Raw genomic sequence first — 22262 nt, forward strand, 5'->3', positions numbered from 1 at the left:
TCTCCCCCGGGTTGGGTGTGTCTGGCGACGTACCCGGGGTTGTGTCGGCGCTAAGTGTCGGTTTCCTCTGGATTGTCTAGATCATCGGGGTTGCGGGTGAGGAGGAAGCAGCCGACGGTCAGGACCCAGAGGGGGAAGATGAGTTCGGTCCAGGGCAGGATGCTGACCAGGAACAGCAGGGTCAGGGCCACGGGGTAGCCGAGCAGGGTGAGCCAGCGCGGCATGATGCCCAGGCGGGTGCCGATGGTGGTGGTGGTCAGGACGAACACGCCGGCCATGCGGGGGGCGTATTCGGCCAGCAGGGCGACGGTGAGGTAGCGGCTGTAGTGGAAGACGTCGGCGGAGGGCAGGCTGGTGCCGGCTTTGTCGAGGGTGAGCTGGAAGCCGGTGGCGGTGGCGCCGTAGACGTAGAGGCTGGCGACGTAGAGGAATCCTGAGCCGAGGTAGACGGTGGCGAAGAATTTGTCCTCGAAACGGCCGATGGAGTCGCGCATGGCGCCCATGAACCACAGGAACAGGATGCCGCCGTAGGGCAGCAGGATCAGGGCCAGTTTGAGGGTGTGGCGGCTGGTGGTGTCGGCGAGGTAGGCGGCCACGTCGAGCGGGGTGGCGGGGATGGCCCGGCGTACGGCGATCATGGCGCCGCCGAGCAGGAGGGCGGCGAGGATGCCGGCGGCTCCCGCGGCGCGGGGTGTGCGCAGTGGTCTGCCGGGTGGTCGCCGCATGTGACTCTTTGTATCCGTCTGTTGCGGCGGGTAATCGGTGGGTGGCCGAAATGGGGTTCCGGGTGGCCTGCCGTACGGGAGAAGTTGCGCCTTTTTGCTGCGTTTTGTCAGTGCGGCTTGCACTCTCGTGTCAGTATCGGGTCGTATGGGGCTGACACGAACGCCTGTGGCATTCCGGGCTCGTGGGGCGTACCCCTGTGTGAGTGATTGAGGAAGTTTCCGTTGCGTATTCTGCTGCTCTGCTCCTCCTTCAATGGTCTGACCCAGCGTGCGTGGCTCGAGCTGCGCAGGGCCGGGCACGACGTCAGCGTGGAGCTGGCCGTCTCCGAGCAGGTGATGCTGGAGGCGGTGGCGCTGGCCAAGCCGGACCTGGTGATCTGCCCGTTCCTGAAGGAGAAGGTGCCCACGCGGCTGTGGCAGAACCATCGCACGATCATCATCCATCCCGGGCCGCCCGGTGACCGGGGGCCGTCGTCGCTGGACTGGGCGATCCTGGACGGCGAGCGCGAGTGGGGCGTGACGGCGCTGCAGGCGGTCGAGGAGATGGACGCCGGCCCCATCTGGGGGTACCGGACGTTCCCGCTGCCGGACGAGCCGCCGCGCAAGTCCTCCCTGTACAACGGGGCGGTGGCCGACGCGGCGGTGGAGCTGGTGGCCGAGGTGGCGGCCAAGGCGGGCGACCCGGGCTTCACGCCGGCGCCGCTGGACTACCGGCGGCCGGAGGTGCGCGGCCGGCTGCGGCGCCCGATGCGCGGCGATGACAGGGAGCTGTCGTGGGAGGAGCCGACGGAGGCGATCCTGCGGCGGGTGCGGGCGGCCGACGGCGCGCCTGGCGGGCGGGCGGCGCTGGGCGGGCTGGCGGTGCGGGTGTTCGACACCTACCGCGGTCCGGCGCTGGGCGGCGAGCCGGGCGTGATCGCGGCGCGGCGCGAGGGCGCGGTGCTGGTCAACACCGGCGACGCGTCGGTGTGGGTGGGGCATCTGCGGCTGGAGCGGCAGGGCGCGGTGAAGCTGCCGGCCGCGATGGTGCTGGGCGATCTGCTGGCGGAGGTGGGTGAGCGCTCCGGCTACAGCGAGATCACCTACGACCGTTCCGAGAGCGTCGGCGTGGTCAGCTTCGACTTCTACAACGGCGCGATGTCGACCGACCAGTGCCGGCGGTTGGCGGCGGCGCTGAAGTATGCCGTGGCGCAGGACACGCGGGTGCTGGTGGTGCGCGGCGGTGAGGCGTTCTCCAACGGCATCCACCTGAACGTGATCGAGGCGGCGCGGCATCCGGAGCTGGAGGCGTGGATGAACATCAACGCCATCAACCAGGTCTGCCGCGAGATCGTCGCGTGCACCTCGCAGCTGGTGGTGACGTCGGTGGGCGGCAACGCCGGCGCGGGCGGGGTGATGATGGGGCTGGGCGCCGACCGGGTGCTGCTGCGCGAGCCGGTGGTGCTGAACCCGCACTACCGCACGATGGGCCTGTTCGGCTCGGAGCTGTGGACCTACACCCTGCCCCGGCGGGTGGGGGCCGAGGCGGCGATGCGGCTGACGGGTGAGGCGCTGCCGATCGGCGCGGCCGAGGCGGCGGAGCTGGGGCTGGCCGATCACGTGCTGTCCGGTTCGCGGCTGGAGTTCGAACGTCAGGTGCTCGACTATGCTGAGCGGCTGGCAGCCGACGGCGAGTATGGCCGGCTGCTGGCGGCCAAGGTCGAGGCGCGTGAGGCCGACGACGCGCGCAAGCCTCTTTCGGCCTACCGGGCCGAGGAACTGGCCGAGATGAGCAGGGACATGTTCGAGGACCGTTCGGGCTTCCGCGCGGCGCGGCAGGCGTTCGTGCACAAGCGCAAGCCGTCGGGCACGCCGGAGCACCTGGCGGCACACCGGGATATGGCATCTCATATGTGAGATATGTTGTCGTGCTGTGGCAGACGACTACCTCGTGCGGATCGGCCGGTTGATTCGGGACGCGCGCCAGCATCGCGGATGGACACAGCTTCAGCTGGCCGACGCGCTGGCGACGAGCCAGAGCGCGGTCAACCGGATCGAACGCGGCAACCAGAACATCAGTCTTGAGATGATCGCCCGGATCGGGGAGGCGCTCGACAGCGAGATCGTGTCGCTGGGCTATGCCGGGCCGATGCATCTGCGGGTGGTGGGCGGCCGCACCCTGTCGGGCAGCATCGCGGTCAAGACGTCCAAGAACGCGTGCGTGGCGCTGCTGTGCGCCTCGCTGCTGAACGACGGCCGGACGATCCTGCGGAAGGTGGCGCGGATCGAGGAGGTGTACCGGATCCTGGAGGTGCTGGCCTCGATCGGGGTCCGCGCCCGGTGGATCAACGAGGGCAACGACCTGGAGATCGTGCCGCCGGCGCGGCTCGACCTGGAGGCGATGGACACCGAGGCGGCCCGCCGTACCAGGAGCGTGATCATGTTCCTGGGGCCGCTGATGCACCGCACCGACCAGTTCCGCATCCCCTACGCGGGCGGTTGCGATCTGGGCACGCGCACGGTGCAGCCGCACTGGTCGGCGCTCAAGCCGTTCGGGCTGGACATCACCGCCACCGGCGGCTTCTACCACGCGCGGGTGGATCGCGGCGTGTCGCCCCGGCGGGCGATCGTGCTGACCGAGCGGGGCGACACCGTGACCGAGAACGCGTTGCTGGCCGCGGCGCGGCACGACGGGGTGACGGTGATCCGCAACGCCTCCTCCAACTACATGGTGCAGGACCTGTGCTTCTTCCTGGAGGAGCTGGGCGTGCGGGTGGAGGGCATCGGCACCACCACGCTGACGGTGCACGGGCTGGCGCACATCGAGGCCGACGTCGACTACTCCCCCAGCGAGGACCCGGTGGAGGCGATGTCGCTGCTGGCGGCGGCGGTGGTGACCTCCTCGGAGCTGACGATCTGCCGGGTACCGGTGGAGTTCCTGGAGATCGAGCTGGCGGTGCTGGAGGAGATGGGGCTCGAGCACGACCGCAGCGCCGAGTACGCCGCGGCCAACGGCCGTACCCGGCTGGTGGATCTGACGGTGCGGCCTTCCAAGCTGGTCTCCCCCATCGACAAGATCCATCCGATGCCGTTTCCCGGGCTGAACATCGACAACGTGCCGTTCTTCGCCGCGATCGCGGCCGTGGCGCAGGGTTCGACACTGATCCACGACTGGGTCTACGACAACCGGGCCATCTACCTGACCGAGCTGACGCGGCTCGGCGCGTCGGTCAAGCTGCTCGACCCGCACCGGGTGCTGGTGGAGGGGCCGACGCGGTGGCGTTCGGCGGAGATGATGTGCCCGCCGGCGCTGCGGCCCGCGGTGGTGGTGCTGCTGGCGATGCTGGCGGCCGAGGGCACCTCGGTGCTGCGGAACGTCTATGTGATCAACCGCGGGTATGAGGGGCTGGCCGAGCGGCTCAACGCGCTGGGGGCTCGTATCGAGACCTTCCGCGACATCTAGCCTCCTGTCGCTGTCTGTACGGCGGGCCTGCCGTGTGTTCGCAGGCCCGCTTCTGTACGGCGGGCTTGCCTGTTTTCCTGGGTACGGCGGGCCGGGCGCCTTGGCGTGGCCGTGTTTTTGTCGGTGGGGGCCGCTACCTTCGCTGGTGGATCTTCGTCGTGGTGGGTTCCTGGCGTGGAGGGGGCGGGGTTGCGGCCTGCGGAGCTGGAGCGGTTGTCGGTGGGCGAGGCTGCTGACCGGTATGTGGAGCTGGTGCGGGCCAGGACGTTGACGGGCGCGCTGGCCGTCTCGACCGCGGAGGTGTACGCGCGGGACGTGGCGACGCTGGTGGAGCTGGCCGGTGAGGCCACGGTGCTCGACGACCTGTCCGGTGAGGACGTGGACGCGATCCTGCTGGCGTTCGCGCGCCGGCCCGACGGGCGGCGTTCCGGGGCGCAGGGGCAGCAGAGCGCGACCTCGCAGGCGCGTTTCCGCCGGTCGATCTCGGCGCTGTTCAAGCACGCGGCGCTGGCGGGCTGGGTGCAGCTCAATCCGATGGCGGCGGCCACAGTGACGGCGCGGCAGCGGGGCGGCCTGCGTGCCGAGCGGCGGGCGCTGACCCGCGAGCAGGCGCAGGGCCTGATCGGCGCGGCCCGGACTCTGGCGGGTGAGCCCGGTCAGGGGCGGCGCGACCAGCGCACGGAGTTGCGGGACGCGTTGATCGTGCTGCTGCTGTCGACGCTGGGGCCGCGGGTGTCGGAGCTGGTGCGGGCCAACGTGGAGGACTTCTACACCAATGACGGGGTGCGCTACTGGCGGGTGTTCGGCAAGGGCGGCCGCACCCGCGACCTGCCTCTCCCCCATGACGTCGCGCTCGCCCTCGACGCCTACCTCGACCGTGAACGTCCCTCGTCGCCCGGCGCGCATGACAAGGCGCTGCTGCTGTCGTGGCGCGGGCGCCGCCTGGCCCGTGGCGACGTGCAGGCCGTCATCGAACGGGTCCAGCGCCGGGTCGACCCCACCCAGCGGCGTACGGTCACCCCGCACGGCCTGCGCCACACCACCGCCACCCACCTGCTGGCCGACGCGGTCGACATGGACGCCGTCCGCCGTGTCCTCGGCCACAGCGACCTGTCCACCCTGGGCCGCTACCGCGACGAACTGCCGGGCGAGCTCGAGGTGGCCATGCGCACCCACCCCCTCCTCCGCCCACCCCGCAAACCCTGACTCCCCGCGATCCGGGCGCGTACTTCCCACGGCCTCTCCCCCGGCCCCGGGCGCGGCCGTCCCTTCCCTCGGCCGCTCTCCTGGGCGCCGAGACGCAGGGCCTTCTACGGCGAGGCACTGCGAAGACGTGGTCCCCGGTGCGGCTGGTCGCCCTCCGCAGCCGGGTGACCCGGGTACGCGGGCATCGGGGTGCCTCGCCGTACGTCCGTGAGGGTGGTGCTGGTATGGGGAGAGGCGGGAACCAGGGCTTACGCGGTGGGACATTCAAAGTCGTGGGGCGGGTCAGCCGGCACTACTGGCTCTGCTCTGGTTGGTCAGGCGCAGATCTTCACTGCGTCAGTCACGTTGTCCGCCGACTGTGGCATGTCGCCTTTCGCGCCGTCGGGCACGTTCACGAGTAGTTGCCATTCGGCGCCCGTCCAGTTGTACAGAGCGACGCTCTTGCCGGTCCGGTTCTGATACGAGGTCAGCCGGTCCCCCAAGCCGGCGCTGCCGATGTCATGCATGCTGCAGGTGGCGTCCTTCTGGACGATCATGGTGCCCGCACCCTGAGCGTCGTCCCATGCGCAGAACAGTCCACCAGGGCAGCTCCACTCCGCCGTGCCGTTGGTCGGCTTGGACGATTGCTTGGAGGAGTTGTGGTCGGTCGAACGGTGGCCAGTCTTGGGGTTGTCCGCTGAGGCGGAGTGGCTACCGCCGCCCTGGCAGACCCCGGCCGCCCGGCATAAGGGTTCGCCCCACAGCGGTGAGGTCACGAGGGCCGTGATCAGGCCGATGACGGCGACCACTATGGGTATCAGCGAGCTGCTTCTTTCGCTCCCTGTCATGCAGGCTCTCCTGGTTTGGGGGTTGGGGCGTGGCGTGTTGGCCGTGCTTGGCGGCGTTTCGGGCAGCAGGAACGTCTCGGCGGCACCGGTGACGACGGCCCGCCCGGGAACTCGATCTCGAGGGTGGCCACGGGCCACTCCCTCCATCGCCTGCTCTAAGGAGGATGAACCGGCAACGATCTGCGCGCCTGAGTAACCCCATACTCAATCCGGGCCGGCGGGAGGCGGCGAAGGGCGGCCAGGGCTGACGTGTTCAGGCAAGCTCTTGCCGAGGCGTCACGGCCTGCGCGCCCCGCTGTGGGTGCCCGGGTGCGTCTTCGGCATCGGGCACGCGCTCAGGCGCCGGGTCGGCGGGGTGTGGGTGCGGCGGTGGGCGGCGCCCTGTGCGGCGAGGGGGCGGGGCCGTGGTGCCCGGGTAGCGGGGGGCGTTGCGGCGGGGTGGGGAAGCGCTGGAGGAGCGTCTTCCTGGACAGGGGCCGGCCGGAGTGCGGCGGGTGGCGGGGGCGGCGGCTTGCCGTACAACGGGGGCTATCGCGCGGCGAGAAACCTGTCAGAGAGCCCCCGTTGTGGGCGGGGTGGTCAGGTGGGGACGGCGGGGGTCAGGCGGAGGGCGAGGTGGTCCAGGGAGACGTTCAGGACGTCGGCCAGGGCGGCGATGGTGAAGAAGGCGGGGGTGGCGATGCGGCCGGTTTCGATCTTGCGGAGGGTTTCCGCGGACATGCCTGCGGCGGTGGCCACCTCGACGATGCTGCGTTCGCCCCGGGCTTGGCGTAGCAGGGTGCCGAGCTGCTCTCCGCGCAGGCGTTCCTCGGGGCTCAGGGGTGGTCGGACCATGGCACGAGTCTATACCGGGATAGAAATACCGGTATAGTTATCGTCATGGTGGAGATCAAGAGTGCCGGCGAGCTCGACGCGATGCGTGAGGCGGGCCGGGTAGTGGGCAGGGCGCTGCAGGAGGTCGTCAAGCACGCGGCGGTCGGCGTGCGGCTGGTGGAGCTGGACGAGGTGGCCGCCACCGTCATCGCCGAGGCGGGGGCGACGCCGTCGTTCCTGCACTACCAGCCGGCGTTCGCGCCGACGCCGTATCCGAAGGTGATCTGCGCCTCGGTCAACGACGTGATCGTGCACGGCATCCCCGACCGGTCCCGGCTCAGGGACGGCGACGTGGTCAGCATCGACTGCGGCGCCTACCTGGACGGGTGGGCGGGCGATTCGGCGGTGACGTTCACGGTGGGCCTGCCGCGGCCGCGCGACCTGGAGCTGATCTCGGCGACCGAGCGGGCCCTGCAGGCCGGGATCGCCGCGATGACGCCGGGCAACCGCCTCGGCGACATCGGCCACGCCATCGCCCAGCACGCGGCCGAGGGCGGGTACGGCGTGCCGGTCGACTTCGGCGGGCACGGCATCGGGCGGCGCATGCACGAGGACCCGCATGTTGCCAACCACGGGCGGCCCGGGCGCGGCATGGTGCTGCGGGCGGGGATGACGCTGGCCATCGAGCCGATGTTCGTCGCCGGAGGCAACGGGGACTACCGGACCGCGCGTGACGGGTGGGCGCTGCACAGCGTGGACGGCACGCGCGCCGCCCACGCCGAGCACAGCGTCGCCGTCACCGACGACGGCCCCGTCATCCTGACGCTTCCCTGACCTGCTCTCGATGCTTCTCCTGCGCCTCTGCGGCGAATGGGCCCACGACCTCGTGAGCATCCGCCTGGCCGGAGTTCCCGCAGGTCGCTTCGCGCAGGGTGGTGCCCGCGTCCTCGGCGAGGAACTCCGCTCCGGCACCATGGTTGAACTCGTGGCATCACCGCCGGAACGCACCTTCGTCGGCGGTGCCCTAGTCGGGAGTGGCGGACGATCACAGCCGCATCCCACGCGTTCTCTCGCGCGATCCGCGCCGGGCGCATGCACGGCGGCGTTGCGGACGGGGCCGCTGCATCTCGTCGAAGATCTCGGGCACCCTGGGCGGCGGCCCGCGGGTCCTCGGGCGAGCCGCCGGCCAGTCCCTGCTGCCACCTGCGGTAGCTAGGGCTTGGGGCGGGAGTGGGTGATGAGGGTGGCGATGAGAATGGTCACACCGAGGGTCGCCGCGTAGACGATGGGCGCCAGGATGACGATCTCGGTGGCGACCAGCCCGAAGGCCAGGCTGAGCAGCACCCACAGCACCAGGGCGACGCCCGCGGCGACGAGGCCGCTCTTCACGCTCTTCGACATGGCCTCACGCTAGGAGCGGCGCGCGGGCGTGTCTGTCCCCCGAGCGGTGGGACTTCTCAGGCCGCCTGGACGGGCTGGCGCAGCAGCGTGCGCGGGTCGGGGTCGTCGGGAGCTGTCAGGTACACCTCGTGGTGCAGCCCGCTGGGCCGCAGCCCGTTCTCGGTCATGAAGTCGGCCATCACCTTCAGCGAGGCGGGCTCCTCGCTGTAGGGGCCTTCGTGCAGCAGTTCGACGCACCGGCCTTCGGTGAAGGTGACCACCTGCACCCGCTGGACGGGCGCGCCCGAGCCCTGGACGGCCTGCTGGGCGCGCTCGAGTGCCCCGGCTTCGGGTACGGCGGGCAGGGGCAGCAGCAGGTGCCAGCGCCACTGCTCGCGGGGCACCTCCAGCGGCGGGAGGGTGGCGTCCTCGACCCACCAGCGGCCCTCCAGCGGGCCGACGGGCGCGCCGAGCGCGCCGGCCACCGTGTACAGCGCCCGGATGGCGGTGACGTGTTCGGTGCCGCCGGGTTCGCCCTGGCCGGTGACGTTGAGGCAGGTCACGGTGTCGTGGGTGACGATGGTCGGGTTCATGCGTTCTCCTCCAAAGGGATCAACAGGTGGGTGACGATGTGGTCGGGTGGCGTGGTGGCGGGGTCTGAGACGTAGACCTCGCGGAGGGGCCCGGTGACGGGGTGGCGTCCGGCGCACCAGGCCAGCAGGGCGTGCGCGGTCAGCCCGATCTGCTCGTACGGGCCCACGTGGGTGGCGGCGGCGAAGCGCCCGCCGGGCAGCACGTCGGCCCGGGCGCCGGGCACGGGCTGGTCGGTGGCCATGGCGACGGCTACCTCGACGACCCCGGTCAGGTCCAGTGGGAACAGCCCGGTCAGCTGCCCGTACGTCCCGCCGGCCAGCAGGCGGGCCACGCAGGCGGAGGTGGCGCGGGCGATGTCGGCCGGGTCGGCGATGCTCTCGCGGGTCACGGCCACGTGCTGGGCCGGCTGGTCGACCAGGCGGACCTCGACGCTGGGCAGGCCGCCGGACATGATGCGTTCCAGCGTGGCCAGGGTGCGCCTGCGCCGGTCCAGTTCGGCCTCGAGCTGGTCGCGTACGCCTTCCAGGACGCCGGCCGTACCGGACAGGACCTTGCCGACGTCGGGCAGCGGCACGTCGAGCGAGCGCAGCAGGCCGATGGCCAGGGCGTCGCGGGCCTGCTCGGGCCGGTAGTAGCGGTAGCCGGTGTCGGGGTCGACGTGGGCGGGCGGCAGCAGGCCGAGCTCGTCGTAGCGGCGCAGCTGTTTGATGCTGAGCCGGCCGAGCCTGGCGAACTGCCCGATCGGCAGCAGGTCCTCGCTCATGGGCTCAAGCATGGTGTCTCCCGGGCGGGGAGAGTCAACGCGGGCCGCCGAGTTGTGCCTGACGTAACGTGAGGGTGGATGGTGGAGGACATGAGCATGTCGGTGGGGCAGGTGGCGCGGCTTGCCGGGGTGACGGTGCGCACGCTGCACCACTACGACGAGCTGGGCCTGCTGTGCCCGAGCGAGCGCACCCGGGCAGGCTACCGGCGCTACACCGATGCGGATCTGCTGCGGCTGCAGCAGGTGCTGCTGTATCGGGAGCTGGGGTTCGCGCTGGAGGAGATCGCGGTCATCCTGGACGATCCGCAGGTCGACGAGATGACGCATCTGCGGCGTCAGCACGAGCTGCTGCGCGGGCGGGCCGAACGGCTGTCGCGGATGATCGCGGCGGTGGAGCGGGCGATGGAGGCGGTCACCTCGGGGGTGGCGCTGAGCGCCGAGGAGCGGCTGGAGGTGTTCGGGTCGTTCCGACCTGAGGACCACCAGGCGGAGGTGGAGCGGCGCTGGGGCCACACCGAGCAGTACGCGCAGTCGCGCCGCCGGGTGGCCTCCCACACCAAGGCCGACTGGCTGGAGATCAAGGCCGAGGCCGCCGCCATCACCCAGGACCTGGTGGCCGTGTGCAAAGCGGGCCTGGACCCCGGCGGCCAGGAGGCGATGGACGTGGCCGAGCGGCATCGCGCCCACGTCAGCCGCTGGTTCTACGACTGCGACCACGACATGCACCGCTGCCTGGGCGAGCTGTATGCGACCGATCCGCGCTTCACCCGCACCTACGACGACCTGTTGCCGGGGCTGGCGGCGTATTTCCGGCTCGCGATCGACGCCAACGCCGCCCACCGGGCGCGCTGACCGCTGCCGGCTCCCAGATCGTGTCCGGGCGCCGTGACGGCGGGTCACCGTCCTCGACTCGCCGCGAGCGCCGGGCGCGGGTCATGAGCCGGAGTACGGCGGGCGGCCGGTGGCGTGGCTTGCCGTACCCGCACGAAAAGAGCCCTTCCCACCGCCTTACTCGCGTGCGTATACTCGTAAGCGAATAAGGAGGGTGGATGGCGAAGAAACGCCCCGTGGGCAACCTGCTCGCACTGGCGGTGCTGTCGGCGCTGGCGCAGCGGCCGATGCACCCCTACGAGATGGCCACGGTGCTGCGCGGGCGCGGCAAGGACACCGACATGCCGATCAAGTGGGGCTCGCTCTACACCGTGGTGGGCAACCTGGAGCGGCACGGCCTGATCGCCGAGGCGGGCAGCGGGCGTGAGGGCGGCAGGCCCGAGCGCACCATCTACCGCATCACCGAGGCGGGCACCGCCGAGATGCGCGACTGGGTGCGGGAGCTGGTGGCCACGCCCGAGCCGGAGCTGCCGCGCTTCAAGGCGGCGCTGTCGGTGCTGGGCGCGCTGCGCCCGCAGGAGGTGATCCAGCTGCTGGGCACGCGCCTGGAGGCGTTGCGCACCCGACTGGAGGAGCGCCGGCTCGAGCTGGCGCGCCAGGCCGAGCAGCTGCCGCGGCTGTTCCTGGTGGAGGAGGAGTACGAGCTGGCCATCTGGCAGGCCGAGGCCGACTGGGTGGCGGGCCTGCTCCAGGAGCTGAGCGACGGCACCTTCCCCGGCCTGGACGGCTGGATCGCCTACCACGACACCGGGCAGGTCCCGCCCGAGCTGACCGATCGCTGACCAGGCCCCGGCGGTGGTGCTGCAACACCGCCGCCGGGGCGGACACCCTCGACAACCGGGGACCCGGCTTTCAAGGAGTGGCAACCGCAACAATAGCCGGGCTCCCCTTCCGCTCATGCGAAGGGAAACCACGACCATGACTGAGCACGTGATCTCCAAGGACGGCACCACGATCGCCTACCGGCGGCTGGGCCGCGGACCCGCGCTGATCATCCTGCATGGCGCCATGCAGTCCAGCCACAGCCACCTGCTGCTGGCCGAGGCGCTGTCGGACCGCTACACCTGCTACCTGCCCGACCGGCGCGGCCGCGGCGCCAGCGGCCCGTCGGGGTCGCGTTACGGCCTCCAGCGCGAGGTGGAGGACCTGTCGGCGCTGATGGACGCCAGCGGGGCGCGCATGGTGCTGGGCGTCAGCTCGGGCGCTATCATCACGCTCAAGACCGCGCTGGAGCGGCCCGAACTGGACAAGGCCGTCATCTTCGAGCCGCCGCTGTCGGTGAACGGCTCCAACGACGCCTCCTGGCTGCCGCGTTTCGACGCCCGGATCGCCTCGGGCGATGTCAGCGGCGCGCTGGTGATGGGGATGAAGCGCACCCAGATGGGTCCGGCGCTGCTCAACGCCATGCCCGAATGGCTGCTGCGGCCCATGACCAACGCGATGATGAAGCGCCAGGAGGCCGACTCCCGTCCGGGCGAGCCGACCTTCCGCCAGCTGGCGCCCAGCCTGCACAACGACGCGCGGATCGTCCTGGAGACCGAAGACGACCTGGCCGGGTTCGCCGCGGTCGAGGCCGAGGTGCTGCTGCTGGGCGGCAGCAAGAGCCCCGCCTACCTCAAGCTGGCCCTGACCGCGCTGGAAAGGGTGCTGCCGCACGCCTGCCGGGTGGAGCTGCCCGGCCTCGGTCACGGCGCCACCGGTCCCGCCGAGATGGGCGGCGCCCCCGGCGTCGTCGCCGAACAGCTGCATGCCTTCCTAGGTATATAGCCGTCGGGGTATATTAGGGGGGGTGACGTTCGATGTGCTCGCCGAACCGGCACGCCGCAAGATCCTCGATCTGCTGCTGCAGCGGCCCCGCCTGGTCGGCGAGCTCAGCGCCGAACTCGGCCTGACCCAGCCCGGCACCTCCAAGCACCTGCGGGTGCTGCGGGAGGCCGGGCTGGTCACCGTCAGGAAGGACGCCCAGCGCCGCTGGTACGAGCTGCGCCCGCAACCTCTGGCCGAGATCGACGCCTGGCTGGCCCCCTACCGACGGCTGCTCGACTCCCTCGAGCGCCACCTGGACTCCATGGAGGACTCGTGAACGAGCGCATCACCACCGACGCCGGCCGTACCACGCTGCGCATGGAGCGGCGCCTGGCCCATCCGCCGGCCAAGGTGTGGCGGGCGCTGACCGACCCGGCCGAGGTCCGGCAGTGGTTCCCCACCGAGATGAACATCAGCGGCGACGTCGTCGGCTACGGCTTCGGCCCCGACGGCAAGGTCGTGGAACTCGACGAGCCGCACGTCTTCGCCCACACCTGGGGCGAGGACGTGCTGCGCTGGGAGATCCGGCCCGACGGCGACGGCAGCCTGCTCATCTTCACCCACACCTTCACCGACCACTACGGCGCCGCCAGCTTCGCCGCCGGCTGGCACTCCTGCATCGCCGCCATGGCCGTACGGCTGGACGGCCGCGCCCCCGAGGCGCGCGGGGACATGGCGCCCCTGCACGAGCACTACATCGCCATCCTCGGTCTGATCTCCGGCACCCTCGCCGACGGCGCCCTCCGGCTGGAACGCCAGCTGCCCCGCCACGCCTCGCAGGTCTGGCAGGCCCTGTCGGGCCCCGCGATCAGCCTCGGCGCTCCCCCGCCCGCCGGCTTCACCATCCTCGGCGTGACCGCGCCGGTGTCGCGGGTGGAGGAGGCCAAGCTGGTGGAGTTCGGCCCCGTCCGCTTCGAACTGGCCCAGGGCACCGGGCAGGGCGCCCGGCTCATCATCACCCACACCGGCGCCGCCCCCGACCTGCTTCCGGCCTGGCGCTCCCACGCCGAAGCCCTCAGCGCCCGCCTGGCCGCCCTGCCGCCCGCGTGACCTCAGCGGCGCTCCCGCGGCTGCTCGGGTCTTTCCGCCACGCAGATCAGCGTCTGCTGGCCCGCCGCGACCAGCGTCCTGTGCCCGTCCTGGACGCCGAACACCTCCAGCCGGCACACCGTCAGGGTCCGCCCGGCCTTCAGGACCGTCCCCACGGCCTCCAGATGATCGCCCACGGCGGGCGCCAGCAGGTTGATCTTGTACTCGACGGTCAGCACCGAGGTGTCCTGCGGGAACAGCGTGTAGGCGGCGTAGCCGCCCGCGCTGTCGGCGATGGCGCTGGTGGCTCCCGCGTGGACGTAGCCGTGCTGCTGGGTGACCTCGGCCCGGCTGGGCAGCACGATGCGCACGCATCCGGGCGCGATGTGCACGATGCGGGCACCGAGATGACGCATCAGCCCCTGCCGTTCGAAACTGGCCCTGATACGCGCCTGCATCTCGTCTTCCATGGCTCCTGTCAATCCCGCGAGGTGGTCGTGACCAGGCGGTAGCCCAGGTCGAGGGTGTCGGCGCCGAGAAGATCCCGGTGGCGTTCGTGCCAGCCCCCGGTGGCCAGGTCGGCGGCCAGGCGCCGCACCGCCCGCTCGACCGGCTCCTGCTCGAGCGCCGCCAGCGCGGAGATGGCGGCGCGGACCCGCGGGTCGAGGTAGCGGTGCGGGCGACGCCAGTACGCGCCCAGGAACCCGTCGGTGCAGTCGGCCGGCACCGGGACCGCGACGACGGAAGCCGGCCCCAGGTGATGCAGGACGACGTCGAGGGCGGCGAGCCGGGCATCGGCCGCGGCGATCTCCGGGAGATACTCCGCGACCAGCCAGAACCGGGCCGTGACGACGGGATCCCAGGTCAGGACGACCTGCCGGGCCGACACCCGGCGCAGCTCGGCCAGGCCCGCGGCCACGTCGGTCCAATGGTGGACGGTGAGGATCGCCATCGCGGCGTCGAACGACCGGTCGGGGAAGGGCAGGCACTCGGCGTAACCCTGGACGACCGGCGCCGCGCCGCGGGGACGCTGGGCGATCATCACGCTGGACGGCTCCACGGCGGTGACCTGCCGGCCGTACGGCTCGTAGGAGCCGGTCCCGGCGCCCACGTTGACCACCGTGCGGGCCGATCCCAGAGCGTGGTCGATCAGGCCGGCGATCCGCGGATCGGGGCGGCGGTGGTCGGCGTAGCCGAGGCCGATCCTCTGGTACGGGTTGGCGTTCACGTCACAGATGCTTCCTGAGGTCGGCCACGTCCAGCAGGGGCAGCCCCCAGCGCAGGGCGGCGACCTCCAGGTCGGCGGCGCCCGCCATGGTGCCGTCGGCGTTCATGACCTCGCAGCACACCCCGACGGGCGGCAGCCCCGCCGCCACACACAAGGCGACGGTCGCCTCGGTGTGGCCGGCGCGCTCGGGCAGCCCTCCCGGGCGGGCGGCCAGCGGGAACACGTGCCCGGGCCGCAGGAAGTCCTGCGGCCGGGCCTCCGGGTGGGCCAGGCGGCGCACGGTCGCGGCGCGTTCAGCGGCCGACACCCCGGTGCCGGTCGCGGCGGCCAGATCCACCGGGACGTGCGGGCGGGTGCCGTGCCGGTCGCCCGGGCCGGGGACGGGGCCGATCTCCAGCCGGTCCAGGACCTCCGGAGCGCACGGCACCGTCGGATGCCCGCACACCTGGGTGAGCAGGAAGGTGAACGCCTCAGGCCGCAGCCGCGCCCCCGCGAACACCACGTCGCCCTCGCCTTCCCGGTCGGGGTCCCAGATCACCACCGCTCCCCCGGCGGCCAGCTGCGTCAGCGCCTGCTGCACACCCCGCCCGCCCGAGCGCCGCCCCGACCAGGCGAGCGCCGCGACCACGCCGGCCACCTCCCGCTCCAGGCCCGGCGAGCGGCGCCGCACCAGACGGACCACCAGGTCGGGTTCCAGGTTCACCCGATCGCCGGCCGACAGCCGCGACAGCGTGGTGGCCTGCAGCGTCAGCGGGATCAATGTCACCGCGAACCGGTCGCGCGCCACCTCGGCGACGGTCAGGCTGACGCCGTCGACCGCGATCTGCCCCTTCGCCACGATCAGCGAGAGGAACCGCTCGGGCGGTTTGATCCACACCCGCCGCGCGGCCCCCTCGTCGTCGATCCGCACGACCTTCCCGACGGCGTCGACGTTTCCCTGGACCAGGTGACCGGCCAGCGGGTCACCCAGCGCCAGCGGCGCCTCCACGTTGACCCGCGCGCCCGGCCTGATCTGGTCGAGCGTCGACCTGCGCCGGGTCTCGGCCGACAGCGAGGCCTCCAGCGCCCGCGTCTCGTCCGCGGTCCGCAGGACCGTCAGGCCCACGCCGTTCAGGCAGATCGAACCCGGCGCGCCGGCGGCCGCCTCGGGCGCGCTGACCGCGATGCGCGCCTCGTCGACGGCCACCACCGTGCCGATTTCCCCGATGTTGCCGGTGAACATGCCACACCACCTCTCCACAGCAGGAAGACCAGGGGCCAGGCAGGCCCGAGAGGTGGCGGGGTGTCACCGCATGGCCCGGAATCACACCGAGTCGTCCCGCCGCAACCGGCGGAACCGGCGGGCTGTCACCGCCGCACCTTGGAATCGCACCGAACAACCTTCTATCACCCGGCGGCCCGAGCGCTCAAGCGGCGGCTTGATGCAGGCCGAGAGCGGCCACGGTGACGGCCCGCGCCCGGTCGGGATGGGTGAGCAGATCCACCGAGTCCGACACCTGGTCCGCGCACCCCACCAGCGGCAATGCCAGCACCGCAGGATCGTTCACCTCCGCCAGCAGCGCCCGCACGAACCGTTCCCCGCCGATCACCCGGAACGGCCGCTCGAAGAAGGGCCGCACCCGCACGTCCTGTTCGGCCGCCAGACCCATCCGGTTCTGCACTCTGGCCAGCCGCATGTACGCCGCCGACAACCCCTCCTCCCGCTCCCGCCACGAACGGGCCGTCACCGCCTGCCGCAACGACTCCGCCAGCTCCGCCGACCCCGGCACCCGGGCCAGCGCACTGCCCAGCCACTTGCCGTACGGCGGATACCGGCGCCGCAGCAGCAGCGCCAGCCGCATCACCTCCCGCGCCAGCCGCGCCCCCTCCACCGCCGAGCCGATCTCGTCGCCCACCTCGGCACACCGTCCGGGGAACGGCTCCTCCTGCGAGATGCGCTGCCACTGACAGGCCAGCACATACCGCCACACGTCACGCGGATACCAGCGCAGCGCCTGCCGCACCTCCTCCAGCTCGCCCAGCCCGTCGTGGAACACCTCGCCGCACGTCACCTCGGCCAGGCTCTGCCACGGCGGCGCCAGCCAGTCGACCAGCCCCATCCCGTGGCGCGGGTCGAACCCGAGCCGCTCCTGCAGCCAGGACTCCAGATCCGTCACCACCACGCCGGGCCCGACCACGCCGTGGTAGTCGAACACCGTCGGATAACCGCCGAAACGCTCAGGCAACCCCGCCACCACCCGAGCCCGCACCTCGGCCACATCCTCCGGCGCGACGAACACCAGCACGCGCGGCCCCCAGTCATGATCGGCCGAACGCTGCGTGTCGAAGGCCAGCACCTCCGAGCCGGGCCCGATCAACGCGGCACTGTGCGGCACCCCGGCCAGCCGCGGCGCCACCACTTCTCCATAAAACGCCCGGGAAAGCTCAATCCCCGGCACAAAATCGGACATCACCCCGTCAACTCTGCCTGACCCAAGGTTCCGGCACACCCGAATTATGTCCGCCCAGCTCAGAGCCCCCTCCGTGCAGCTCTGTGCGTGCTTGCGGATACCGCTCCTGTACGGCGATCTCTTCTGTACGGCGATGGATGTCTCTTCTGTACGGCAGGCCGCCGCCACGCCATCCGGAACCCCGCTCCTCGGCCCCGCTTCCCGCCACACCCGGCGCCGGACCTCTTCTCGCCAACTCGGCGCCTGAGAACGCCAGAATGTGTCCGGCGGCGCGGGCCCCGGCGTACTCGCCCCCTTGCCGCACGCCTGGCCAACCCGGCCTGCCTTAACGGGTGGCCAACCCGGCGTGCCTTAGCTCTCCACCCGGCCAGCCCCGGCCTGGCGATGCTTCCCGCCCGATAGCCCGGTCTGGCGGTCAAGACGTCAAGCTGGGGCCGCCCGGCGTCCAGCGGTTCCCACGATCTGGCGTCTGTCGGGTTACCCAAACTGGCCGGGCTGGTAGTCGCCGGCGGGCTGCTGGACTATGACGTTCATCCGGTTCCAGGTGTTGATGAGGGCGATGCCGGACACCAGAGCCGCGAGCTGGTCCTCGTCGTAGTGCTTGGCGGCATTCGCCCAGGCCTCGTCGGTGACGCCACCGGCGGCGTCGGCGAGGCGGGTGCCCTGCTCGGTCAGTTCCAGGGCGGCCCGCTCGGCGTCGGTGAAGACCGTGGCCTCCCGCCAGGCCGCGATCAGGTTCAGGCGCACTGAGGTTTCCCCGGCGTGCGCGGCGTCCTTGGTGTGCATGTCGACGCAGACGGCGCAGCCATTGATCTGGCTGGCCCGGATCTCCACCAGATGCCGCGTCGCGGCCGGCAACGTCGAGTCCGCCAGGACCTTGCCCGCCGACTGGAGGTACTTCATGTACTTGGCCACGACGGGGTTGCCGTAGTAGTTGAAACGGGCGTCCATAAGGATCTCCTATCCGTGTTCGCTGTTACACCCCACTGACGGATGAACTCGGCAAAGTGTGACCGCCGGACGAATGAGACGCCCCTCGGGGCCATAGGCCACTCCGTCGCGATGACGTCGCTGACGGCGGAGCGAGTTCGGTGCGTTCGATGGTGCGTCGAGTCTTGGCAGCCCGGTCAAGCCTTGGCAGCACCGCGGGACGGGGGCGGTGGGGTGGCCTGCCATACAGGAGCAGGTGAACAGCGCGTAAGGCCGGGCCCCTGGGGGGACGGACGGGCGCTAAAGTGGCGGGGATGCCGACGAGCAAGGAACGCCCCCCGACGGTCACCGTGGTGATCCCGACCTACAACGAGGCCGACAACCTGCCGCTTATCGCCGAGCAGCTGTTGGCGTTGCCGGTCGACGGGCTGCGGCTGCTCGTGGTTGACGACAACTCCCCCGACGGCACTGGCAAGATCGCCGACGAGCTGGCGGAAACGCACCCGGGCCGGGTCGAGGTCGTGCACCGGCCGGGACGGCAAGGCATCGGCCGCGCCTACGTCGAAGGGCTCAACACCGCCCTGGCCCACGGCGCCGACTACGTGGTCCAGATGGACGCCGACCTGTCACACCCGGTCGACGCCGTACCCCGGCTGCTGGGCACGGCCGAGGCCACCGAAGCGGCGTGCGTCATCGGCAGCCGCTACGTGCCCGGCGGGACGCTCGCGGCCGAATGGAGCTGGCACCGGAGGGCACTGTCGGCGTGGGCGGGCTTCTACGTACGGGCGATCCTGCGGATGCGGCTGCGCGACGTCACGGCCGGCTTCAAGATCTGGCGCGCCACCAGCCTGGCCGAACTCGACCTTGCCGACATCTCCTCCGGCGGCTACAGCTTCCAGGTCGAAATGCACTACCGCGCCACCAAGGCCGGAATGACGATCGTGGAGATCCCCATCCACTTCTCCGACCGCCACGCCGGGGCATCCAAGATGAGCCTGCGCGTACAACTCGAATCCGCCCTGATGCCCTGGCGCCTCCTCTTCAAACGCTGACCCCTCCCGAAGCCGAAGAACCTGTTCGCCGACACCGCGCCCGCCGTCCTGCAGGCCTGGCGATCCCGGGTGGCCGCCGGGGCGCCCAGCCACCTGCGCGTGTGCCTGCCGTACCTGTGACCGGCCAACGCAACGACCAGGTACGGCAGGCACACGCGCCGCGTCGACCGCAGCACCGTCCGGGCGGGCCGACAGCCGCTGCTTCCGGCCAGGCGAACCACCCATCAGGCAGTACAACCGGGTGATCTGCTCGTCCCGCCGAATCAGACGGTCAGAACGATCTTGCCGAAGGTGGCGCGGGACTCCAGCAGAGTGTGCGCGGCCGCGGCTTCGTCCAGCGGGAAGGTGCCGTGCACCACCGGCTTCAGGCGGCCTTCCCGCAAGTCGGCGAAGACGAGTGCGAAGGTCTCGGCGGCGGTCTTCGACGGTGCGCTGCTGAGACTGAGGGTCGAGATGGTCCAGGACTGCTGGAAGTTCACGAACAGTGCCATGCCGAAGTCGGGGGTGGGGGCACCTGCGCCTCACACCGCAACGCTCTCCCGCGTAGGTGGAGTGGCACCGGCGACCGCCCAAGCCGCCTCGATCATGCGGAAGATCTCGTCCACCGCGGTTTGCGGGTCGTCCGTTTCGCGGGCGACCGAGAAGGCGTCGACCACGAAGCGTGCGATCGCGCTGCAGGTCGGCGTGGTCTGCGGCAAGTCCAGGTCGGCGGCGATGGCCGTTGCCAGCGACCGGGCGTGGCGCTGCCTCATCGACTCCTCGTACTGCCGCAGCGCCGGTGATTCCTCGATCATGCGCCACAGCGGGGCGGCGCCGTCCGCCGTGCAGTGCTGCACCATGGCGTGGATCTCGCGGCGCAGGGCGGGGATGAGCGCCTCGTACGGCCGGCGGTCGGTGACCGCCAGTACGAGGCGCTGCTCGAAGTCCTCGTCCTGCTCGAAGACCAGGGCTTCCTTCGAGCTGAAGTGGGAGAAGAGCGTGGTCACGGCCACGTCGGCCTCGGCGGCCACCTCGCGGATGCCCACCGCGTCGTAGCCGCGCTCGGCGAACAGGCGCAGGGCGGTGCCGGCGATCTTCTGGCGGGTTGCGGCCTTCTTGCGCTCGCGGCGTCCGGGCTGCTCGGTCATGAGCTCACACTACCAGGTGCGAAAACACAACCGTTTCAAAAAGCTAACCGTTAGTGTTATGGTCTGCCGCATGAAGAAAGTGAACTTCACCGAGTTCGGCGGTCCGGACGTCCTGCACATCATTGAGGCCGAGGAACCCCACGCGGGCCCCGGCCAGGTACGCATAGCGGTGCGGGCAGCAGGCGTGAACCCCGTCGACTGGAGAATCCGTGAAGGCCAGATCCTGAAGGCCCATCCGATCCAGCTGCCCGCCGGAGTCGGACTGGACGCCTCAGGAGTGGTCGACGAGATCGGGGACGGCGTCGAAGGGTTCGAAATCGGCGACCGCGTGTTCGGCGAAGGCGCTGACACCTACGCCGAGTTCGCCGTGCTCTCGGCCTGGGCTCGGATGCCCGACGGCCTGTCCTTCGAAGAGGCGGCCGGGTATCCCTCCGTGGTCGAGACCGCGCTGCGCATCATCGGCCAGGTCGGCGTCCAACCCGGGCAGACGCTCCTTGTCAGTGGCGCCTCCGGCGGAGTCGGGTCCGCGGTGCTGCAGATCGCCCGCGACCGTGGCATCACGGTGATCGGCACGGCCGGGGCGGCCAACCAGGACTATCTGCGCAGCCTCGGTGCCCTCGCCACGACATACGGCCCCGGCTGGGTCGACAGAGTGCGCCGGCTCGGTCCCATCGACGCAGCCCTCGATCTCGCCGGCTCCGGCGTGATTCCCGAACTCCTGGAGCTGACCCGGGACCCGCAGAAGGTCGTCTCCATCGCCGACCTCAGCGCGCCGCAGTTCGGCGTCCGATTCTCCGGCGAGGCCGGAAGCGTGCCGGAAGCACTCGCCGAGGCCGCCGCGCTCATCGCGCGGGGGAAGCTCCACATCCCGGTCGACAAGACCTACACGCTGGCCGAAGCCGCAAAGGCGCACATCGACAGCCGCGCCGGCCACACACGCGGCCGCCGCGTCATCCTCGTCTAGTGCCGCCTTAGACGACGTTCGCCCTGGTGACGATCTGACGGAGGCAGACGTTGTCTGCATGCAGGTTCCGCCAGGTGATGGAGCGGCGGATCATGCTGCCCTGCCCTTACGGCGGCGGGCACCTCCAGGCGCTCGGTGTCCACCGGCGAGCACAGTTCGACTGCGAATCCGCGCTCGGGAACTACATCCTCGGCGTCGCCGGACAGAACGCCGCCCGCGCCCGCCTCCACCCGCACGGCCGTACTCGAAGACATCGCCGCACGGTGGGCGCAACTCGACCCCGACGAGTACCCGATCATGCGTCAGCTGGCGACACAACTACCCGAGCACGACGACCGCACGCAGTTCCTAACAACCGTACCTACTCTGCCCCTCGCCGTAGCTATGGGAGTTCCGGGCTGACCCGGCGCCTGGGGGGTGGTGGTGTGCGTGGTGTCGCGTCAGCACTGCGCCGGCGCCACGAGCTCCTCGCGCATCAGCGAGGAGCTCACAGGACGTGGGCCTGCGGGGAGCCGTCTACGTGGGTGTCAGGTGAGGGCGGCGGCTGCTACGGGGCGAGGGTGGTAGCCGAGGCGTTCGTAGACCGTGATGGCGGCGAGGTTGTCGCCGTCGACCATGAGGGCCGCGCGGCCGTGGCGGGCCAGCAGGTGCTGGGTGACCCACCCGCACACCCTGGCCGCCAGCCCGCGCCCCCGGAAACGCGCGTCCGTGGCCACCCCGGCCAGCAACCCCACGCTCGGCGCGCTCCAGGCGTCGGCCGCCACCGCCGCCAGCACCCCGTCCAGCCGGATGCCCGCCCATCGCCGCACACCCGCGATCCCGGGCACCGCATACGACCCCGGAGCCTCCCTGGCCAGCATCTCGGCCACCTCAGGCTCCTCCTCGACCGCCAGCCACCCGACCTCCGAGCCACCGCCCCGCGACGCGGGCGCACCCCCGTGAGCCGCCACGCCCACTAACCCCGGCACGCCAGCAATCCCCGACACGCCTACAAACCCCGCTGCGTCAACGGGCCCCGGCGCGTCAACAGGCCCG

At 71.2% G+C, this 22262-nt stretch carries 25 protein-coding genes; 11 read left to right on the top strand and 14 right to left on the bottom strand.

What is annotated here, in order from left to right; translation table 11 throughout:
• Positions 1-50: 50 nt before the first annotated feature.
• Complete coding sequence (locus KIK09_RS41695) at positions 51-725, bottom strand: hypothetical protein (protein WP_214325019.1); 675 nt, start codon at positions 723-725, stop codon at positions 51-53.
• Between the two features lie 222 nt (positions 726-947).
• On the opposite strand from KIK09_RS41695, the gene KIK09_RS41700 reads away from it, so the two are divergent.
• The 3 genes from KIK09_RS41700 to KIK09_RS41710 all read left to right on the top strand — a co-directional run bounded on the left by KIK09_RS41700 (position 948) and on the right by KIK09_RS41710 (position 5373).
• Positions 948-2621, top strand: coding sequence for an enoyl-CoA hydratase-related protein (locus KIK09_RS41700; RefSeq protein ID WP_214325020.1), 1674 nt, complete (start codon positions 948-950; stop codon positions 2619-2621).
• A gap of 16 nt (positions 2622-2637) precedes the next feature.
• A complete protein-coding gene (locus KIK09_RS41705; protein ID WP_308164645.1) occupies positions 2638-4167 on the top strand; it encodes a helix-turn-helix domain-containing protein in 1530 nt (509 codons plus the stop codon).
• Positions 4168-4356: 189 nt separating this feature from the next.
• Positions 4357-5373, top strand: a complete 1017-nt coding sequence (locus KIK09_RS41710) for a tyrosine-type recombinase/integrase (RefSeq protein ID WP_214325021.1) — start codon at positions 4357-4359, stop codon at positions 5371-5373.
• 314 nt (positions 5374-5687) lie between these two features.
• Here the strand turns inward: KIK09_RS41710 and KIK09_RS41715 are convergent, their stop codons facing one another.
• Positions 5688-6200 carry a peptidase inhibitor family I36 protein gene (locus KIK09_RS41715; protein WP_214325022.1) on the bottom strand — a complete coding sequence of 171 codons (513 nt, stop codon included), beginning with the start codon at positions 6198-6200 and terminating at the stop codon, positions 5688-5690.
• Positions 6201-6779: 579 nt separating this feature from the next.
• Positions 6780-7034, bottom strand: coding sequence for a helix-turn-helix domain-containing protein (locus tag KIK09_RS41720; RefSeq protein ID WP_214325023.1), 255 nt, complete (start codon positions 7032-7034; stop codon positions 6780-6782).
• 45 nt (positions 7035-7079) lie between these two features.
• On the opposite strand from KIK09_RS41720, the gene map reads away from it, so the two are divergent.
• Positions 7080-7847, top strand: a complete 768-nt coding sequence (gene map, locus KIK09_RS41725; RefSeq protein ID WP_214325024.1) for a type I methionyl aminopeptidase — start codon at positions 7080-7082, stop codon at positions 7845-7847.
• Between the two features lie 378 nt (positions 7848-8225).
• On the opposite strand, the gene KIK09_RS41730 is transcribed toward map, so the two are convergent.
• The 3 genes from KIK09_RS41730 to KIK09_RS41740 are packed head-to-tail and all read right to left on the bottom strand — an operon-like array spanning position 8226 to position 9750.
• Complete coding sequence (locus tag KIK09_RS41730) at positions 8226-8414, bottom strand: hypothetical protein (RefSeq protein WP_214325025.1); 189 nt, start codon at positions 8412-8414, stop codon at positions 8226-8228.
• A 56-nt stretch (positions 8415-8470) separates the two neighbouring features.
• The gene (locus KIK09_RS41735) at positions 8471-8986 is read right to left on the bottom strand and encodes a GyrI-like domain-containing protein (protein WP_214325026.1); all 516 of its coding nucleotides are present in this window, start codon (positions 8984-8986) and stop codon (positions 8471-8473) included.
• Positions 8983-9750 (bottom strand): MerR family transcriptional regulator, encoded by a 768-nt coding sequence (locus KIK09_RS41740; protein ID WP_214325027.1) that lies wholly within the window; start codon positions 9748-9750, stop codon positions 8983-8985. Before KIK09_RS41740 ends, KIK09_RS41735 begins: the two co-directional genes overlap by 4 nt.
• A gap of 90 nt (positions 9751-9840) precedes the next feature.
• Between KIK09_RS41740 and KIK09_RS41745 the strand changes: the two genes are divergently transcribed.
• The 5 genes from KIK09_RS41745 (at position 9841) to KIK09_RS41765 (ending at position 13497) form a co-directional block, all read left to right on the top strand.
• The gene (locus KIK09_RS41745) at positions 9841-10602 is read left to right on the top strand and encodes a MerR family transcriptional regulator (RefSeq protein WP_214325028.1); all 762 of its coding nucleotides are present in this window, start codon (positions 9841-9843) and stop codon (positions 10600-10602) included.
• A gap of 197 nt (positions 10603-10799) precedes the next feature.
• Complete coding sequence (locus KIK09_RS41750) at positions 10800-11423, top strand: PadR family transcriptional regulator (RefSeq protein WP_214325029.1); 624 nt, start codon at positions 10800-10802, stop codon at positions 11421-11423.
• A 136-nt stretch (positions 11424-11559) separates the two neighbouring features.
• Positions 11560-12408: an alpha/beta fold hydrolase gene (locus tag KIK09_RS41755; RefSeq protein ID WP_214325030.1), complete on the top strand. Its 849-nt coding sequence runs from the start codon at positions 11560-11562 to the stop codon at positions 12406-12408.
• Positions 12409-12430: 22 nt separating this feature from the next.
• Positions 12431-12724 carry an ArsR/SmtB family transcription factor gene (locus KIK09_RS41760; protein ID WP_214325031.1) on the top strand — a complete coding sequence of 98 codons (294 nt, stop codon included), beginning with the start codon at positions 12431-12433 and terminating at the stop codon, positions 12722-12724.
• On the top strand, positions 12721-13497 hold the full coding sequence (locus KIK09_RS41765) for an SRPBCC family protein (protein WP_214325032.1): 777 nt from the start codon (positions 12721-12723) through the stop codon (positions 13495-13497). Before KIK09_RS41760 ends, KIK09_RS41765 begins: the two co-directional genes overlap by 4 nt.
• Positions 13498-13499: 2 nt before the next feature.
• Here the strand turns inward: KIK09_RS41765 and KIK09_RS41770 are convergent, their stop codons facing one another.
• From KIK09_RS41770 to KIK09_RS41790, 5 genes are all read right to left on the bottom strand, one after another.
• Positions 13500-13946, bottom strand: a complete 447-nt coding sequence (locus tag KIK09_RS41770; protein WP_214325033.1) for a PaaI family thioesterase — start codon at positions 13944-13946, stop codon at positions 13500-13502.
• 8 nt (positions 13947-13954) lie between these two features.
• Entirely contained in the window at positions 13955-14704 is a 750-nt protein-coding gene (locus KIK09_RS41775) for a class I SAM-dependent methyltransferase (protein WP_214325034.1), read from the bottom strand.
• A gap of 1 nt (position 14705) precedes the next feature.
• Complete coding sequence (locus tag KIK09_RS59635; protein WP_214325035.1) at positions 14706-15926, bottom strand: riboflavin synthase; 1221 nt, start codon at positions 15924-15926, stop codon at positions 14706-14708.
• 184 nt (positions 15927-16110) lie between these two features.
• A complete protein-coding gene (locus tag KIK09_RS41785; RefSeq protein WP_308164646.1) occupies positions 16111-17100 on the bottom strand; it encodes a DUF4037 domain-containing protein in 990 nt (329 codons plus the stop codon).
• Positions 17101-17631: 531 nt separating this feature from the next.
• Positions 17632-18105: a carboxymuconolactone decarboxylase family protein gene (locus KIK09_RS41790; RefSeq protein ID WP_214325037.1), complete on the bottom strand. Its 474-nt coding sequence runs from the start codon at positions 18103-18105 to the stop codon at positions 17632-17634.
• Between the two features lie 293 nt (positions 18106-18398).
• Between KIK09_RS41790 and KIK09_RS41795 the strand changes: the two genes are divergently transcribed.
• Positions 18399-19136 (top strand): polyprenol monophosphomannose synthase, encoded by a 738-nt coding sequence (locus tag KIK09_RS41795; protein WP_214325038.1) that lies wholly within the window; start codon positions 18399-18401, stop codon positions 19134-19136.
• Positions 19137-19399: 263 nt separating this feature from the next.
• On the opposite strand, the gene KIK09_RS41800 is transcribed toward KIK09_RS41795, so the two are convergent.
• Together KIK09_RS41800 and KIK09_RS41805 are read right to left on the bottom strand one after the other, a co-directional pair.
• Positions 19400-19627 (bottom strand): zinc-binding dehydrogenase, encoded by a 228-nt coding sequence (locus KIK09_RS41800; protein ID WP_214325039.1) that lies wholly within the window; start codon positions 19625-19627, stop codon positions 19400-19402.
• A 30-nt stretch (positions 19628-19657) separates the two neighbouring features.
• Complete coding sequence (locus tag KIK09_RS41805) at positions 19658-20263, bottom strand: TetR/AcrR family transcriptional regulator (RefSeq protein ID WP_214325040.1); 606 nt, start codon at positions 20261-20263, stop codon at positions 19658-19660.
• A gap of 70 nt (positions 20264-20333) precedes the next feature.
• Here KIK09_RS41805 and KIK09_RS41810 point away from each other — a divergent pair, with 70 nt between their 5' ends.
• Positions 20334-21227, top strand: coding sequence for an NADP-dependent oxidoreductase (locus KIK09_RS41810; protein ID WP_250574601.1), 894 nt, complete (start codon positions 20334-20336; stop codon positions 21225-21227).
• Between the two features lie 527 nt (positions 21228-21754).
• Here KIK09_RS41810 and KIK09_RS41815 read toward each other — a convergent pair.
• On the bottom strand, positions 21755-22195 hold the full coding sequence (locus KIK09_RS41815) for a GNAT family N-acetyltransferase (RefSeq protein WP_214325041.1): 441 nt from the start codon (positions 22193-22195) through the stop codon (positions 21755-21757).
• Between the last annotated feature and the right edge of the window lie 67 nt (positions 22196-22262).

Source organism: Nonomuraea sediminis (assembly GCF_018531495.1).
Classification (GTDB): Bacteria; Actinomycetota; Actinomycetes; order Streptosporangiales; family Streptosporangiaceae; genus Nonomuraea; species Nonomuraea sediminis.